Raw genomic sequence first — 17,184 nt, 5'->3', positions numbered from 1 at the left:
AAGCATGGAGCAAAAAGAGAAACTTCTGGAGATAAAAGATCTAAGAGTCTACTTTGAAATAGCGCCTAGTAGGATGGCAAAAGCTGTGGACGGGGTTAGTTTTCATTTAAATAGAGGAGAAACCGTTGCATTAGTAGGGGAATCCGGCAGTGGAAAAAGCGTGACCTCTCTTTCTATCATGAAACTCCTCTCCATTCCTCCAGGAAAAATTGTAAGTGGTTCCATTGAATTAGAGGGGAAGGACCTGCTGAGACTCTCCGAGAAAGAGATGCGAAAAGTCCGTGGTGATGATATCGCAATGATTTTCCAAGAACCAATGACTTCTTTGGATCCTGTCTTTAAAATTGGTGATCAAATTATGGAGTCCATCATCCATCATCAACGAATTTCAAAAAAAGAAGCGAAGGAACGTGCACTTGAGTTATTAAAACTCGTCGGAATAGCAAACCCGGAGAAGGTCATTAAGGAGTATCCACATCAATTATCAGGTGGAATGCGGCAGCGGGTCATGATTGCAATCGCGATGTCGAATAATCCAAAAGTTCTTATTGCCGATGAGCCAACTACCGCTCTAGATGTCACCGTGCAGTCCCAAATTTTAAAACTTATGCTTAAAATGCAGGATACGTTTAACTCTTCCATTCTATTAATTACGCATGATATGGGAGTTGTCGCGGAGACGGCTGACCGGGTGCTTGTGATGTACGCTGGTCAAATCGTGGAAGAAGCGGAGGTAAAGGAAGTTTTCTTAAATCCACAGCACCCCTATACGAAAGCATTGCTTAAAACCATGCCCAGTTTGGAAAATAATGTAAGGAGATTGCTGTCCATCCCTGGGAATGTACCGCCTTCACATCAGTTTCCTAAAGGCTGCAGATTCGCGGATCGCTGTGAATTCGCAATGGATATTTGTCGTGATTCCGCACCGGAACTAGAAAGTGTATCAGAAGGTCATCACGTCCGTTGCTATATTCCCTTTAAGAAGGGAGGAGAAGCCGTTGACAAAGAACAAAGAAGTGTTACTAAAAGTTTCTAAGCTGAAAACCTACTTCCCCGTGAAAACAAATAAATTCGGAAAAAAGCCTGTCTTAAAAGCTGTTGATGATATTTCTCTCTTTGTTTATAAGGGGGAGACGCTCGGCATTGTGGGGGAATCGGGCTCAGGAAAATCAACATTAGGCCGGACGATATTAAAGTTAGTCGAGCCGACAGAAGGTGAAATTATTTTCGAAGGCGAGCCCATCCAAGAACAGAAGGGAAGCAAATTACAGCAAACCAGGAACCAAATGCAAATGATCTTTCAAGATCCTTTTGGCTCCTTAAATCCAAGAATGCGCATTGAGAAAATTATTGAAGAGCCAATCAAAATGCATACGAATTTGTCCAAAATCGAGAGAAAAGCTAGAGTGCGAGAATTAATCGGAAAAGTAGGCTTATCAGAAGAAGCACTGAAAAAATTTCCCCATGAGTTTTCTGGAGGCCAAAGACAACGTATTGGTATTGCCCGAGCTCTTGCGATTAATCCGAAATTCATTATTGCTGATGAACCGGTAAGTGCGCTCGATGTTTCGATTCAATCCCAAGTGCTGAATCTGATGATGGATCTACAGGATGAGTTCCGTTTAACCTATTTATTTATCTCTCATGATTTAAGCGTTATTAAGCACATTAGTGACCGAATCGCCGTCATGTATTTAGGAAGAATCGTAGAAATGGGAACGAAAGATGCCCTTTATGAAAATCCATTGCATCCATATACAAAAGCGCTTCTCTCGGCGATCCCAGTCGTTAATTTTGAAAAGAAGCGGGAGGAAATCGAAATTACAGGAGAGCTGCCTAGCCCTGTTGATCCGCCAATCGGCTGCGCCTTTCACACAAGATGCCCATTCGCGATGGACAGATGCAGGCATGAAAGACCACAGCTTAAAAATAGGAATGAAGCCCAACAGGTTGCCTGTTTTTTATATGAGGATAGTGAAGTAAATAAAGAGTCCAGTATTCTGGAAGTTTGAGGGTGATTGGATTTGCGTGAATATAACAATATTACAGACGTTCCAGGCATTAGGGTAGGAAATATAGAAAATCACCAAGCTTTAACAGGATGTACGGTTATTTTGACAGAGAACAGTGCGAGCTGTGGAGTGGATGTCCGTGGTTCTGCTCCAGGCACAAGAGAGACAGATGCACTGGACCCAATCAATGCCATTGGGGAAGTACATGCGATTTGTTTGTCAGGTGGCAGTGCCTATGGTTTGGAAGCAGCATCTGGCGTAATGAAATTTTTAGAGGAACAGGATATCGGGTTTGCAGTTGGAACTGTAAAGGTGCCGATCGTCCCGAGTGCCGTCATTTTTGACCTTCACATTGGCGATCCGAAAGTGCGCCCCGATTTGGAGATGGGCTACAAGGCCGCGAGCCAAGCACGGGCCGGAGACTTTCCACAGGGAAACGTTGGAGCTGGCTGTGGAGCTACAGTTGGAAAAATTCCTGGGCCTGATAAAGCGATGAAATCTGGGTTAGGCAGTACCTCAGTGCAAGGGGCAGATGATTTAGTTGTGGGGGCCATTGTTTCCGTCAATGCAGTAGGTGATGTAAGGGATCCAGAAACAAACAGGATTATTGCCGGGGCAATCCATCAGGAAACGAAAGACTTTATCAATAGTATCGATTACATAAAGAAAAACCCTGTGATAGTAGCACACGCTGGGGCAAATACAACCATAGGTGCTATTGCGATGAATGCAAAATTGACAAAAGCAGAAGCAAAGAAAATTGCAGGACTTGCTCAAAATGCTCTAGCAAGAACCATCTTTCCTGTTCACACAATGGCAGATGGAGACACAATCTTTGTGTTAGGGACAGGCACCAAAAAATATTCAGTGGATTATCTAGGAACGCTCGCTGAAGAAGCCATGGAGAAGGCCATTTTAAAGGCAGTGAAAGCAGCGGAACCTGTTCATGATATGGAAAGCTATTCAAGCTTAAAAATAATAAAGGGGTGAGTAGAGTGTTAAAGAGAAAATATGTCTTATCATTCATTTTAATTATGGTATTGCTTACTATTAGTGCGTGTTCCGGTGGCTCTGAAAGTGAGAGTGGAGAGAATGGGACATCATCGGAGAGCGGTGATGGAACTGTAGCAACGTCAGGCGGTTCATCCAATGGGGCACAGGAGATCACAGTAAGAATTAATGATGATCCAGACTTTTTAGACCCACATCATGCAACCGCATCGATTTCCTTTCAAATGATTCTGAATATGTTTGAAGGATTATTTATACCGCAAACAGATGGTTCTCTGACAGAGGGACTAGCAGAAAGCTATGAAGTATCAGAAGATGGTTTAACTTATACTTTTAACATTCGCCAAGGCGTGAGATTCCATAATGGTGAAGAGTTAACAATGGATGATGTGGTGTATACATTTGAACGTTTAATGGGGCTAAATGGAGGAGAAAAATTATCCAATAACTTTGATAATGTAGAATCCATTGAAGCAGCAGATGATACGACATTTGTAATGACATTAAAGGAGCCAAACTCGAACTTTTTATATTCCTTAACAGCATTACAATCTGCCATTGTACCGAAGAGCAATGATGGAAAACATAATGAAAGTCCGATTGGAACAGGACCATTTGCCTTCGTGAACTATGCACCAGGAGTAAATTTAGAATTGAAAAAGCATGAAGAATACTGGGAAGATGGACTGCCTTACTTGGATAAAGTAACATTCGCCTTTCAATCAGATGACCAAGCGGCAGTGATGAACCTTTTAGCAGATGAAGTTGATTTGACAGGTGTTCCTGGACATCGTGTTCCAGAAGTAGAAGGGACCTATAATGTCACACATCAGAATAACAACTCATCTTTAATAATTACATTTAATGAAGAGAAAGAGCCATTTAATGATGTGAAAGTCCGCCAAGCGATCAGCTATGCCATCAATAAACAGGATGTTATTGATTCCGTATTCTTTGGCTATGCGACGCCAACAGGTTCCAATATGAGTCCTGCCATGGGCGATTATTATCTTGATGGGCTTCAGGATGTTTACAAGCGAGATGTGGAAAAGGCAAAGGAATTACTGACTGAAGCAGGTTATCCCGATGGTTTTAAAACCAAAATCACCGTGTCTTCCCATAACGATATCTACTCCAGTATTGCTCAAATTGCTGTGGAAAACTTGAAAGAAATTGGCATCGATGTAGAGATTGAAGTTGTCGAATGGGGAATTTGGCTAGAACGTGTTTACTTTGGCCGTGATTATGAAATGACAGCGATTGATTTAACGGGTCGTCCATCTGCATATGAAGTGCTAAATGACTATGTATCGACCAATGATGCTGAAAACTTCTTCCTATTTAAGAACGAAGAATTCGACCAAGTAATGGCTGATGTTCTCCGTGAAACAGATCGCGAGAAACAAATAGAGTACTATCACCGCGCTCAAGAAATTCTCAATGAGCAAGCGGCAGCGGTTTACATTGCCGACTATCAAATCCTCTGGGGATCGAAACAAAATATTACGGGACTGAAAAGTTATCCATTCTGGTTCCATGATATGAAGGAAGTTAAATTCGAATAGTAAAGGGCTGGTACGATGTTCTATTATCTCCGTCGCATCTTTTTACTCGTCATAACGGTAGCACTTGTGTCGGTCATTACGTTTGCAGTTTTTCAAATATTACCAGGTGATCCAGTGCGAACGATGCTTGGAACAGAGGCGGATGAGACGCAAATTGAGAATTTAAGAAATGAGTTAGGCTTAAACCGGCCTTTATATCAACAGTATTTCGATTGGATAGGTGGATTATTTACAGGAGATTTAGGGAATTCTATTCGTTTTTCCATGCCAGTAAGTGATTTGCTGATGGAGAGATTGCCTGTAACGTTATCTGTAGCGAGTATGGCACTAGTGATTGTTGTACTCGTTGCCCTTCCTTTAGGGATATTTGTAGCAAGACGGCAAAATAAAGTGAGTGATGTCGTATTATCATCGGTTACACAACTGGGGATGGCAATTCCTTCCTTCTGGCTCGGAATGATTCTCATTTTGTATATAGGTATGAATGTCGACTTTTTCAGAATTAATGGATATATTCCATGGTCAGAAAGTATAAAAGGGGCATTAAGTACCTTGGTTTTACCAGCGCTAACCATCGCTATCCCGCAAATAGCGGTGAAGTTTCGGTATGTCCGTACGGCTATTTTAGAGCAAATGGAGCTCGATTATGTGCGGACAATCCGAAGTAAGGGGTTACCGGAGAAACTTATCGTCTATAAACACATTCTAAAAAATGCGCTCATTCCAATTCTTACAATCTTTGGTTTAATTACGGCAGAAGTGGTAGCAGGAACAATCATTGTGGAACAGGTTTTTGCCTTACCAGGGGTAGGTCAACTGTTAATCACATCGATTAGTTATCGCGACTTTCCGTTAGTACAAGGAATTGTCATGTACATTACCATTACCGTCGTTTTGATCAATTTTATAGTGGATATGTTATATTCTGTCATTGATCCACGAATCCGGTTACGTTAGGAAGTGAATCATGCAAAAATATAAGAAAAACATAAATCTCCTATTAGGAGCTGGTATCCTTCTGCTGTTTTTTGGAATGATGGTTGTCAGTTACTTTTATACTCCTTACGATGTCAATTCGATGGACATACCTAATAAACTGCAAGAGCCAAGTAAGACGCATATTTTCGGCACCGATGAATTCGGACGCGATATTTTCAGTCGGATTCTTAAAGGGAGCCAGACTGCATTTATAGTTGGCTTGCTAACGGTTGCAATTGGTGCATTTTTCGGTGTGTTAATCGGGGGAATTGCAGGTTATGCAGGAGGCCTCCTTGATGAAGTGTTCATGAGGATTATGGATGCACTCATGGCCTTTCCGGGAATTATCTTAGCTCTAATGCTTGTTGCTGTTTTCGGACCAGGAATTATCAATACGTCGATTGCTCTCGGAATCATCGCGATACCAAGTATAGCGCGGGTTACAAGGAGTGGCTTTGTACAGCAGAAGGAATCTGAATATGTGACCGCGGCAAAATTAATCGGGGTAAAACCTTATAAAATTATGTTCAAGCATATTTTGCCTAATATTTCATCGCAAATTATTGTTGCTTTATCGATTGCCTTTGCGATTGCCATGCTCGCAGAAGCAGCACTGAGTTATTTAGGCCTTGGAGTCCAGCCGCCAGACCCTAGCTGGGGCAGAATGCTAAAAGATGCTCAAAGCTTTTTAATCAGCTCACCATGGTACACCTATGCTCCAGGGGGCGCGATTACATTGTTGGTGTTAGGATTATATCTCCTTAGCAATGCAATCAGAGATATCATGGACCCTCGGTCAAAGTAATTGGTTAAGAAAATACGTCAAAAAATAATAGAACCGCATGCAATCAAAATTTGATTTCATGCGGTTTATAATTTGGAAAGGGCTGAAGTAATCCATTCGTAAATTAGCTTATATAATTTGATAAACGCTTATATATTCAGTAAAGCGCTTATATATCCGGAAAACCGCTCATAAATTCATAAAACCGCTCATATATCCAGAAGATCGCCCATATCCCATATCCATTCCATCATTAGGATTTTGCTTTACATTAGACACTTTAATCCCTGCCATATTTCACTGCAATATTTTTTAACTGTACATAATTACGCAGTGCTTCAAATCCTTTTTCTCTCCCAATACCACTCTTCTTATAGCCTCCGAACGGCATTTGAATGCCTCCACCTGCTCCGTAATTATTGATGAAAACTTGGCCTGCCCTCACTCGCGAAGCAGTATAGTGAGCTGTATCAATATCCTGCGACCAAACCCCGGCAACTAACCCATAATCCGTGCCATTTGCGAGTTTAATTGCTTCTTCGATATCATGAAACGTGAATATCGTTAAAACTGGGCCAAAGATTTCTTCTTGTGCCAGCTTGCTGTCTGGGCTTAGACCGTCAATAATGGTTGGGGTAATATAATTTCCGCCTTCTGCATTTTCTACATTAGCGGCTGATCCACCGAAAAGAATGCTTCCTTCCTTTTTCCCGATTTCTAAATAGGCTAGGATTCTTTCATATTGACGTTTATTGAGAATCGGGCCAATGTCAGGGTCATCGATACCTTGGCCAATGGTCAGCCTTGCAAATTTCTCTACTAACTTATTTAAAAATGGTTCCCTTACTCCATCGTGTACGAGTAGTCTTGAACCTGCCGAGCATGTTTGACCGGCATTTTGAATAATGGCATTCACAACGCCTGTGGCAGCTTTATCAAGATCCGCATCGTTGAATACGATGTTCGGAGACTTTCCACCCAGCTCCAGCGTTACTGGTGTGACGTTGGCAGCCGCAGCTTGCATCACGGATATTCCGGTGTTTACGGACCCGGTAAAAGTTATTTGATCGATATCTTTATGGGAAACGAGATAGCTGCCTGGCTTTGCACCTAACCCGGTTACATGTTGAAAAATCCCCTTAGGCAACTTGCTCTCAGCAAACCATTTCGCTAAAAAATTGGTTGTCAGTGGTGTATCCTCTGCACTCTTCACAATCACAGCATTCCCTGTCGCAATTGCTGCTGCAACACTGCGAGCCGTAATCTGAATCGGATAATTCCACGGGATAATATGGGCGGTTACCCCCATCGGCTCATAGACCGTTACATCAAGCAGCCCATTTTCAATTGGGATGCTATCACCCATTAGCTTATCAGCCGCTCCCGCATAAAATTCAAAGTACCGAGCTGCTGCTTCGATATCGTTCCGAGCTTGGGATATCGGTTTTCCGACATCAAGACATTCCAGTTCTGCTAGCTCTTCCTTATTTTCACGAATATAGTTTGCAAGCTCCATTAGCAATTGTCCACGCTCATATGGTTTAAAATCCTGCCATTCTTTGCTTTCAAATGCTGCACGAGCAGCTGAAACTGCCAAATCAATGTGCTCATGCTCAGCATTAACAATTTCAGTAAGCTTTTCTCCGTTGGAAGGATTATATACCTCTATCCATTCCGAATTAAAGTCTCCAACCCATTCGCCATTGATTAGCATTTTTACTCTTTCCATTTCTCTCCCGCCTTCTCTATAAACTTCTGCCGCCATCAACATGTAGTGTTGTTCCAGTTACCATTTTCGCACCATCCGATAATAAATAATGGACTGCTTCCGCAATATCGGTTGGCTGGATTAAGTTACCAAGTGGCACGCTTTGCGTGAAATCTTTCCTGCTTAAGCCGCCAGCTTGCTGTTTCTCTGATGAAAATTGCGGTAACATCTTGGTTTCTGCTGGTCCTGGATGAAGAACATTTACTCGTATATTATCTGGAGCACCCTCAATGGCAAGTGCTCTAGAGAATGCTTCTACTGCTCCTTTTGATGCAATGTACGATTGAAGGCCAGGTCGAGGTCTTGCAACCGAAACAGAACCAACGTTAATGATTGATCCACCGCCCCCCTTTTTCATATACGAAACTGCTTCTTTGCTTGTCAGAAATACTGCTGTTGCATTGATTCCAATCACTTTATTCCAAAAATCCAGCGAAACATCTGAGATAGGCATTGAGGACTGAGCAATCCCAGCAATATTAACAAGTCCGTCGATCTTGCCAAATTCCTCATAAACTTGTTTGAAAAGTTCCTTTACCCGAGCCTCATCTAAAAGATTAGCTTCCTCTTTACGAAAATTATCATCTGAAATATGGCTCATCCCATCCAGTGAAATATCAATCCCGACTACTTTCGCGCCTTCTGTAAGCAGTTTAGAAGCTACTTCACTTCCCATGCCACCGCCTGCACCAGTTATCACATATACTTTTCCCTGATGGTTCATACTTCCACTCCTTTTAAGATCTCACTGACAATGGCATCACCAAACGCATCTGTTGTCCCATTTCCGCCTAAATCGGGTGTTAATGCCTCTCCTTTTTCTATCGCTTTTTCAATGGCAGCCATGATTACAGAAGCCAGATCTGAATAACCTAAATGTTCAAGCATGAGACCAACACTCCAAATTTGAGCAATTGGATTTGCAATTCCTTTCCCCGTAATGTCTGGCGCCGACCCGTGAATCGGCTCAAACATCGATGGATAATCTCCTTCTGGGTTGATATTTCCTGAAGGTGCAATCCCGATGCCACCTGCAACCGCAGCCCCTAAGTCTGTAAGGATATCGCCAAATAGATTGCTTCCGACGACAACTTCAAATTCCTCTGGCTTTAATACGAAAAACGCTGCAAGGGCATCGATATGATAAAGATGGAATGGAATGTTTGGATAATCACGGGAAATCTCACGAACAATATCATCCCAAAATGGCATCGAATAGTTCATGGCATTGGATTTGGTCGCGACAGAAAGCTTGCTTTTTCCTTTTTGCTTTGCATATTGGAAGGCATATTTCACAATTCTTTCTGTACCAAATCTAGTGAAAACACTGTTTTGGATAACTGTTTCATGGGGAGTGTTCTCATGCAGCTTCCCACCGCTATTGGAATATTCTCCTTCTGTGTTTTCACGAATAACAATAAAATCGATATCTTTCTCCGTTTTATTGCGGAGGGGACTTTCTATTCCTTTTAATAGTTTAATGGGACGTAAATTAACATACTGCTGAAAGGCTCTGCGAATTGGTAAAATCAGCTGCCAGACGGAAATATGATCCGGAACTTCTGGTGCTCCTACAGCACCGAAAAGAATAGAATCATAGTCTTTGAGAATATCCAGACCATTATCTGGCATCATTGTCCCTGTCTTTATGTATCTTGTACAGTTCCAGTCAAATTCCTCTATCTTAAATGAGAGACCCCCATGCAAATTCTCCATGGCTTTCAATACTTTATAGCCCTCATTCATCACCTCTGGGCCGATGCCGTCGCCAGGAATAGAAGCAATATTGAAATAATTCATCTTTTAAAACCCCCTTCTTCAGATAAATTAGATGTATTATGTATATGGTATAAGACAGGTTAGTAATTGTAAACAGAAATATTAAAAAATTCATTGAACTATATAGAAGAGAGAGTTATATAGAAACATCACTAGTATGCCAATTAGGACTGCTAATTGCTCTCTAATACTCCATTTCTCTCAATCTTTTTTCATAGACAGTTCTACAACTATATTCTTTATGACAAATCTATTTGTGCCATTTTAATAACTCTTTCCATATAAATTGCTATCGAGATAATTTCTCTACCCACTTCTTTCCTCTCTAGTTTTCATATGATAAATAAACAGAAGAAAGGAGAAAGCAAAATGGATTCTAGTTATTCAAAGAAAATGTATGATTTTATAGTTGTTGGAACTGGACCAGCTGGTGCAGTTCTAGCTAAAACTCTAACAGATAATAAAAAAACTTCAGTTTTAGTCCTTGAGGCAGGAGAAAACAATGATAGAGACCGACCAATTCGAGATTCTAGATTTGCTCTCGAATTAGAAGACGAATTTTTTCCAGAATATTTTTGGCAAGGGGAAGGAGTACCTCAACCAGAGGTAAATGATCGAACTTTTGAATGGACTACGGGGCGGCTCTCTGGGGGAGGATCTTCCATAAATGGTGAACAATATGTTAGACCCACACCAGCTGTTTTAAAAGAATGGGACCGGCTTTTAGGTTCCATGTGGTCACCTGAACAAGCAATACGTAGCTTTAAACAGTTAGAAAATTTCCATGGTATAACAAATAGTCTTGAATTCCATGGATTTAATGGTCGATTAAATATCAGGCAAGCTCCTAACAATCCACCAGATATGACAAAAAAATTAGTTCTAGCGATGGAACAAGCGACAGGTTTTAATCGAATTCTAGACTATAACGATCCAAGAACTCCGATTGGACCTTTCACTCGATGGCAACTATTTCAAAAAAATAATGGACAGCGTGAAAGTTCTTCTACTGCATTTTTATCTTCAGACATTATAACTCCTGAAGGACATGGGGTGAATGGACGTAAATTAATGGTGATTTATAAGTCAACGGCTCTTCGTCTTTTATTTAGGGAGAAAACGGCAATAGGGATCGAATTTTTAAAAGAAGGTAGAAAGGTTAAAGCTTTTGCCCGTAACAGAGTAATTATATCAGCAGGTATAAACAGTGCCCACCTGTTAATGTTATCTGGAGTCGGACCATCACATGACCTGCGTCAGGCCGGTATTCCTGTTGTTATTAACAATCCAAATGTAGGGAAATATTTGACGAATCACACCCTAAACACCGCTACGTTTTCCGTTAATCAAAAGGATCTTCCACAGCTTCAAAATGATCCATTTTCCCTTTATACAGGAGGTGCCTTTTTACCAAATCCATTTAATAGGAATAATAATCGTCGACGAGGAGTTCAACTAGTTGGGATTGTATCGGAAGGCAAATTAAATATTGTTATTATATTTTTGCAACCAAAAAGTCGAGGATCGATTAAAATACAAAATAATGATCCATTGAAAATAGTCCTCGCAGATGAAGGCTTCTTAGAAAATGACTATGACTTAGAAGCAATAAAAGCCATTTACAGAGTTTATATTAAAGGTATTGCGGAGCAACTTTCAAAAATTGACAAAAATTATCAGCTTGTCAATCCAACATTTGAAACCATTGAAAATGATGAAGAACTTGAAAACTTTATTAAGGAAAATTTTGATCATAATCACCATCAACAAAGCTCTCTTCGTATGGCTCCCATTCATCATGGCGGTGTAGTAGATCGGTATGGCAATGTCCATGGAGTCCATCATTTAATGGTTGCTGATGCACAGATTATACCTTTTACAGTTGATGGTAACACGTCTGCAACTGCATTCCTTATTGGGCATATTATTGCAAGACATTTAATTAGGGAGTATCGTCTAGAATAATAAAATATTAGTTTAGTTTTGGAATATAAGGGGGGTTGCCTTCGGTGACTCGTCTACACTTGTCTAACATCTCCGAATACACTATCTAGTAAAAAGGAGGTGGTTTAAGTGAATAAAAGAGAATCAGATCACAGGTTCGATTCTCGTTCAACTTGTCAAAGACTTGCAGATATTATTGGCGGTGAAGTTGTCCAATCGAATCCTTGTACGATTATACGTCTTCGAGATATCCAAGCAACTATTTTAGGTCGTCGCACTGTATCTCCACTTGCTCTTCCATTTTTGTTATCCTTTGAAAGAAATGGACTTAATCTAGGTGAAACGGTCCTCCTTCAAAAAGAGGCAGATCCAATGATGGATGCATTACGAAGAAGAGGACTTATCGTAACAGCACTTCATAATCATTGGCTGTTTGAACAACCCCGGTTAATGTATATGCACTGGGAAAACGTTGGAATGAGTCCATTCGAATTTGCTAGAAAAAGTTTTGAAGCAGCAAAAGAGGCAGGCCTTAGATTTGTATAATATATTATTTAAGGCCAGTTAAAAGTCGATAAATATCGACTTTTTTATAGTCTAAGAAATGATAAAAATGAATGACCTGTGGATAATTCTTATGATAAAAAAATCCACGTCCAGCTCCAGCGCCTTTGTTCTATCGTATGATTTGTACCGAAAAGACAGATAAAAGGGGTTCTGCCATCGGTAACTCGTCTACACTTGTCTATCATCTCCGAATACACTATCTAGTGAAAAGGAGGTGGTTTAAGTGAGCGGAAGAGAATTTGAAAGAGAGCCTCGTTCAAATTGTCAAAGACTTGCAGATATTATCGGTGGTGAAGTTATTCAATCGAATCCTTGCGTAGTTATGCGTCTTAGAGATATCCATGCAACCATTTTAGGTCGTCGCACTTTATCTCCATTAGCACTTCCATTTATGTTGTCCTTTGAAAATAATGGACTAAACTTAGGTGAATCGGTACTCCTTCAAAAAGAAGTTAATCCAATGCTTGATGCTTTACGTAAAAGAGGACTTATCGTAACAGCATTTCATAACCATTGGCTGTTTGAACAACCAAGGTTAATGTACATGCATTGGGAAAATGTTGGATTGAGTCCGTTTGAGTTTGCTAGAAGAAGTATTGATGCAGCAAGAGAAGTAGGGCTCAGATTCTTCTAAAGAACAGATAAGGCCTTTCTAAATGATGAAGGCCTTTTTTATTGTCCAGGCAAGTGCATAATTCGATCACTTCTTTGGGGAAGTAAAGCATGTAAAAAAATGGCAAGAGTATAGCCACCTCAATCTATTCTTTGAATTTCCAACTACTTCCCTTATACTTTTTCTAACAATACATATAAAGGACTGAATATCTATTTTGTGAATAAGCAGGTCGATTTAGCGATTTAGAAGGGACATTACCATCTCTATAAAAATATATTTTTAACTCACTTTCCACATTCTATTGACTACAAGATATGGTTTTAGGATAAAATTAGGATGGTAATATTTGAAAATGTGCGAATAGAGGGGGATGTTATGACTATAATTGACAAATTAAATCTGAAAAAATATGAAAACATGGCTGTTCTTCATCAGCCGAGTGATTATCATATATTTACTGATTACGGAACGGCGTTGTCAGGAGCTCACGATGCGATATTTATCTTTGTAGAAACGGTTAATGACATGGTCAGCCATACGGAAAGAATCATTCAAGGAGACCACTTACTTGAAAAAGGCTACCTATTTTTTGCCTATCCTAAAAAAGGGAATAAGCGGTACAGCACTTTTGTTCATCGAGATGAAATCTTTCCAGCCATGAAAGTCGGTGAAGATGGCTATGTGGGAGAGAGCAGTTTGAAGTTTTCCCGCATGGTGAGTATGGATGACGTCTTCACAGTAGTTGGCTTAAAGCGGGAAAAAAGGAAGCCTCAAAAGTCCTCGCCGGCGAGTCAGCGTGTAGCTGATTATGAGGATCGGGTAGCAGATATTGAAAGCTTGCTTATAGACTATCCAAATGAGCTCCAATTTTATAAAGAATTAACATCAGGGTATCAAAAAGGCTGGGCCCGTTACGTATTTTCTGCAAAGCAACCAAAAACAAGAGAAAAAAGACAGGCACAAATGATAGATATTTTGTCACAAGGCTATAAAAGCCTTGATTTATATCGTCAGAAAAAGAAATAGAGTGCTTCATGTGATCGATTGCGAAACAAAATTAAAAAGTATTTTCTCGAATAAGGAAACCTTGGGAAGCCCCCAAGGTTTTCTTAATCTCTTTCTCTCGCTCTCTGCGTATCTCTTATATTTTTCTGAACGGTGATTGCAGCAAATAAGCTGAGAACAAACGCCATTCCGTAAAAACCCTTTTCACTTAAAACGATACTTCCTGCATTGTATAGTCCAATTCCCATTAATGAAATAGATATGATAAGTGCTAACCAACTAATGCCATAATAAATACTAGTAACTGGAACTCCTTCCTCTTTGTCTCTTACTGCTTTTTGCAGGGAGACTGCTGCATATAGCCCAAATACTAAAACAGCAAAATAATACCCTTTTTCGTTTAATTGCATCGCAGCATTAAATAAACCGATGAGATAGGCTGCAATCCCTATTAAGAGGGCTGCCCATGAAGCCCCTTTAAAAGCAGAAGTCGGCTCACCTTCTTTTCTTTCCGTCTTTCTTTCTGGGTCGATTTGGTTCTCTTTATCTAATAGAACCTCATTTTCACTAGGCATGGACTGTTTCTCCTCCTTTTAATTTTGAGGCACCGCCTGAATATGTTGTGCCTATTCTATATCCATTATATAGAAACTTTTTGTAAATATTAGATAATTTTTTACTTTTTTCTTATTTTTAGAAAAAACTCAACATCAAGGATCATGAAGCGAAACACAAACCATGAAAGTAATAATATTTATTACTAGTAATCTAGGGCGTGATGCAAAGATAATGCATTTGGAAATAGAAAACTATTTACAAGAATATTTCTTATAGAGTAAAATACTTATTAAGTAATGCTATATTACTTCGCTTAATCTTGTTCTTTAAGAGCGGGGGACCCAATATAATAGCGGAAATTCCGCACGGGTGAATCTTCTAAAAAGATGGGCTTCTAGTTTCCCCTGAGTCCTAACCCGAAAGCTAACCTCGTCAGCGTTCAAGAGGAAACAAAATGAGTCTAGGAAAATATGAGAGAATACAGTCAAACGACACTGCCCGTGTCTTTTTTTACGTGAGAAATAATAAGAAAAACTTATAGTCGCTAAGGAACGAGCGATTGTTAGTTTTTCTAATATTCTTGAATTCAATTATATATTCTAGTCATCTTGTTCTCCTTGCCTATGCACTGTTTTTTAAAATCATCAAGAAGGTAGGGTAAACTATGAGGAAATTCAGATTAAGTTTAGCTAGTCAAATTTTTATCGGTCTTATTTTAGGTATTATTGTCGGTGGTATTTTTTATGGAAGTGAAACAGCACAAAGTATCTTACAACCATTTGGGGATCTTTTTATTCGATTAATTAAATTGATTGTTGTTCCAATTGTACTATCCAGTATCATTGTAGCTATTGCAGGTGTCGGTGATATTAAATCTGTTGGTAAGCTGGGAGCAAAATCATTAACTTATTTTATCGGTATGACTTTGATAGCGATCGCTGTCGGCCTTATTTCTGCCAATATATTTCAGCCTGGTGCTGGTCTAAATATGGACGAGCTGGAGCAAAGTGATATTTCTAACTATGTAGACACATCGGAAGAACAAGAAGGAAAATCTATCGCTGATACACTCCTTCATATTGTTCCTACCAATCCAATTCAAGCTATGGTGGAAGGGGATATGCTAGCAATTATCTTCTTTGCTGTCGTATTTGGTATAGGAATTGCAGCGATTGGGGAGAAAGGAAAACCAGTACTGCGATTCTTCGAAGGTATGGCACATGCCATGTTCTATGTTACGAATCTTTTTATGAAATATGCTCCAATTGGTGTCTTTGCATTAATTGGTGTAACGATTTCCAAATATGGTTTCACATCCCTTATTCCTTTAGGTAAGTTAGCACTTACGGTATATGGGACAATGATCTTCTTTGTTATTGTCATATTAGGGCTGATGGCCAAAATCGTTGGATTTAGTATTTTTAAGTTAATAAAAATGATAAAAGAAGAATTACTTTTAGCATTCTCCACTTCAAGTTCAGAAACCGTACTTCCAAGAATTATGGATAAAATGGAGCAAGCTGGAAGTCCGAAACACATCGCAACGTTTGTTATTCCAACCGGTTACTCCTTTAATCTGGACGGATCAGTGTTATACCAAGCAATTGCAGCATTATTTGTTGCTCAAATGTATGGCATCGAACTAACTATTGTGGAACAAATTACACTGATGTTAGTCTTGATGGTCACATCAAAAGGGATGGCCGGAGTACCTGGAGTATCCTTTGTCGTTCTATTAGCTACATTTAGTACGATTGGTTTACCAGCTGCAGGGTTAGCATTTATAGCAGGTATCGACCGTATTCTTGATATGGGACGGACTGCAGTTAACGTAGTAGGTAACTCCATAGCAGCGATTGTTATCGCTAAATGGGAAGGTCAATTTAACCCTCCGGTTGAAGAAGAGATGGAGCAAGCTTCATAATCCTTTTATACTTAAGAAAACACTCACTAATATTGGTTCATCCATATTAGTGAGTGTTTTTGTATTATCAAAGGAATGAGCAACTTATAAAGAATCCTTGATTCCCCGTAAGCGCAGGAGGGTACTGTGCCAATTCATTCATTTTTAATTTATTTCTTTCGATAGAAAAGTCTTTGCCTTTTACAATTATAATCTGTGCTCTATTTTCATCCATCATTAGAAAAATTCCTTCATCACAAAATAATTCCTTTTGTAAATAAAAATTAAAAATTAAAATTTCCCTTGCCCCTGACCTCGGGTTAACCCCTTATAATGAGATAAAAAGAAAGGAAAGAGGAATGTATGAATCAATCAAGAAGAGAAATATTTATCGTTCAGCTCATGCTTGGCATCTCGCTAATTTTAGGTTTTTTTCCACCCCTCATCATGTTTTTATTATATAAAAAAAATCCATTTTATCGAGAGTCGAGCAGGAAAGCTTTGAATTTTCATCTCACTATATTTCCATTTTTCTTTATAAGCTACTTTTTACCTTCTTGGTACACTAAAATAATATATGTTGTCTTAGTTGTGGAATTGATTTTTATAGTAAGTGCAATGATTAGAATAGCTCGGAATCAATCACATACGTATTTTATTTCGATTCCTTATATCAGGAAATAAATGAGTCTGG

The 17,184-nt window shown here is 39.6% G+C and carries 16 protein-coding genes and 1 riboswitch; of the genes, 12 read left to right on the top strand and 4 right to left on the bottom strand.

The annotated features are described in order from the left end of the window. Positions 1-4 precede the first annotated feature (4 nt). The 6 genes from D8M04_RS12885 to D8M04_RS12860 are packed head-to-tail and all read left to right on the top strand — an operon-like array spanning position 5 to position 6,371. The gene (locus D8M04_RS12885; RefSeq protein ID WP_121523613.1) at positions 5-1,036 is read left to right on the top strand and encodes an ABC transporter ATP-binding protein; all 1,032 of its coding nucleotides are present in this window, start codon (positions 5-7) and stop codon (positions 1,034-1,036) included. Beyond that, entirely contained in the window at positions 999-2,012 is a 1,014-nt protein-coding gene (locus D8M04_RS12880) for an ABC transporter ATP-binding protein (protein WP_121523611.1), read from the top strand. Before D8M04_RS12885 ends, D8M04_RS12880 begins: the two co-directional genes overlap by 38 nt. Positions 2,013-2,024: 12 nt before the next feature. Next, the gene (locus D8M04_RS12875; protein WP_121523609.1) at positions 2,025-3,002 is read left to right on the top strand and encodes a P1 family peptidase; all 978 of its coding nucleotides are present in this window, start codon (positions 2,025-2,027) and stop codon (positions 3,000-3,002) included. Positions 3,003-3,046: 44 nt separating this feature from the next. Continuing rightward, positions 3,047-4,588, top strand: coding sequence for an ABC transporter substrate-binding protein (locus tag D8M04_RS12870; protein ID WP_121523959.1), 1,542 nt, complete (start codon positions 3,047-3,049; stop codon positions 4,586-4,588). Positions 4,589-4,603: 15 nt separating this feature from the next. After that, positions 4,604-5,545, top strand: a complete 942-nt coding sequence (locus D8M04_RS12865) for an ABC transporter permease (RefSeq protein WP_121523608.1) — start codon at positions 4,604-4,606, stop codon at positions 5,543-5,545. A gap of 10 nt (positions 5,546-5,555) precedes the next feature. Continuing rightward, positions 5,556-6,371, top strand: coding sequence for an ABC transporter permease (locus tag D8M04_RS12860; RefSeq protein WP_121523606.1), 816 nt, complete (start codon positions 5,556-5,558; stop codon positions 6,369-6,371). Between the two features lie 259 nt (positions 6,372-6,630). On the opposite strand, the gene D8M04_RS12855 is transcribed toward D8M04_RS12860, so the two are convergent. From D8M04_RS12855 to D8M04_RS12845, 3 genes are read right to left on the bottom strand one after another with little or no spacing between them, the layout of a single operon-like run. Beyond that, complete coding sequence (locus tag D8M04_RS12855; RefSeq protein WP_121523957.1) at positions 6,631-8,079, bottom strand: aldehyde dehydrogenase family protein; 1,449 nt, start codon at positions 8,077-8,079, stop codon at positions 6,631-6,633. A 16-nt stretch (positions 8,080-8,095) separates the two neighbouring features. Beyond that, positions 8,096-8,842, bottom strand: a complete 747-nt coding sequence (locus tag D8M04_RS12850; protein ID WP_121523604.1) for an SDR family NAD(P)-dependent oxidoreductase — start codon at positions 8,840-8,842, stop codon at positions 8,096-8,098. After that, positions 8,839-9,918: a tartrate dehydrogenase gene (locus D8M04_RS12845; protein WP_121523602.1), complete on the bottom strand. Its 1,080-nt coding sequence runs from the start codon at positions 9,916-9,918 to the stop codon at positions 8,839-8,841. The genes D8M04_RS12850 and D8M04_RS12845 overlap by 4 nt, the downstream gene beginning before the upstream one ends. A 348-nt stretch (positions 9,919-10,266) precedes the next feature. Between D8M04_RS12845 and D8M04_RS12840 the strand changes: the two genes are divergently transcribed. The 4 genes from D8M04_RS12840 to D8M04_RS12825 all read left to right on the top strand — a co-directional run bounded on the left by D8M04_RS12840 (position 10,267) and on the right by D8M04_RS12825 (position 14,050). After that, positions 10,267-11,862 (top strand): GMC family oxidoreductase, encoded by a 1,596-nt coding sequence (locus tag D8M04_RS12840; protein ID WP_121523600.1) that lies wholly within the window; start codon positions 10,267-10,269, stop codon positions 11,860-11,862. A gap of 108 nt (positions 11,863-11,970) precedes the next feature. Then, positions 11,971-12,387, top strand: coding sequence for a DUF1259 domain-containing protein (locus D8M04_RS12835; protein ID WP_121523598.1), 417 nt, complete (start codon positions 11,971-11,973; stop codon positions 12,385-12,387). Positions 12,388-12,631: 244 nt separating this feature from the next. Then, on the top strand, positions 12,632-13,042 hold the full coding sequence (locus D8M04_RS12830) for a DUF1259 domain-containing protein (protein ID WP_121523596.1): 411 nt from the start codon (positions 12,632-12,634) through the stop codon (positions 13,040-13,042). 357 nt (positions 13,043-13,399) lie between these two features. After that, positions 13,400-14,050: a YdeI/OmpD-associated family protein gene (locus tag D8M04_RS12825; RefSeq protein ID WP_121523594.1), complete on the top strand. Its 651-nt coding sequence runs from the start codon at positions 13,400-13,402 to the stop codon at positions 14,048-14,050. Between the two features lie 83 nt (positions 14,051-14,133). Here D8M04_RS12825 and yiaA read toward each other — a convergent pair whose 3' ends face one another. Further along, positions 14,134-14,604: an inner membrane protein YiaA gene (gene yiaA, locus D8M04_RS12820; RefSeq protein ID WP_121523592.1), complete on the bottom strand. Its 471-nt coding sequence runs from the start codon at positions 14,602-14,604 to the stop codon at positions 14,134-14,136. A gap of 283 nt (positions 14,605-14,887) precedes the next feature. Beyond that, positions 14,888-15,040, top strand: a riboswitch (cyclic di-AMP (ydaO/yuaA leader). Positions 15,041-15,251: 211 nt separating this feature from the next. Here yiaA and D8M04_RS12815 point away from each other — a divergent pair. Both D8M04_RS12815 and D8M04_RS12810 read left to right on the top strand, forming a co-directional pair. Further along, on the top strand, positions 15,252-16,511 hold the full coding sequence (locus D8M04_RS12815) for a cation:dicarboxylate symporter family transporter (protein WP_121523590.1): 1,260 nt from the start codon (positions 15,252-15,254) through the stop codon (positions 16,509-16,511). A gap of 342 nt (positions 16,512-16,853) precedes the next feature. Further along, the gene (locus D8M04_RS12810) at positions 16,854-17,174 is read left to right on the top strand and encodes a DUF4870 domain-containing protein (protein WP_121523588.1); all 321 of its coding nucleotides are present in this window, start codon (positions 16,854-16,856) and stop codon (positions 17,172-17,174) included. Positions 17,175-17,184: the final 10 nt, after the last annotated feature.

This window comes from Oceanobacillus piezotolerans (assembly GCF_003665065.1).
Taxonomy (GTDB): domain Bacteria; phylum Bacillota; class Bacilli; order Bacillales; family Amphibacillaceae; genus Oceanobacillus; species Oceanobacillus piezotolerans.
Note: the sequence above shows the minus strand (reverse complement) of the source record. Positions and strands in the feature narration are given on the sequence as shown.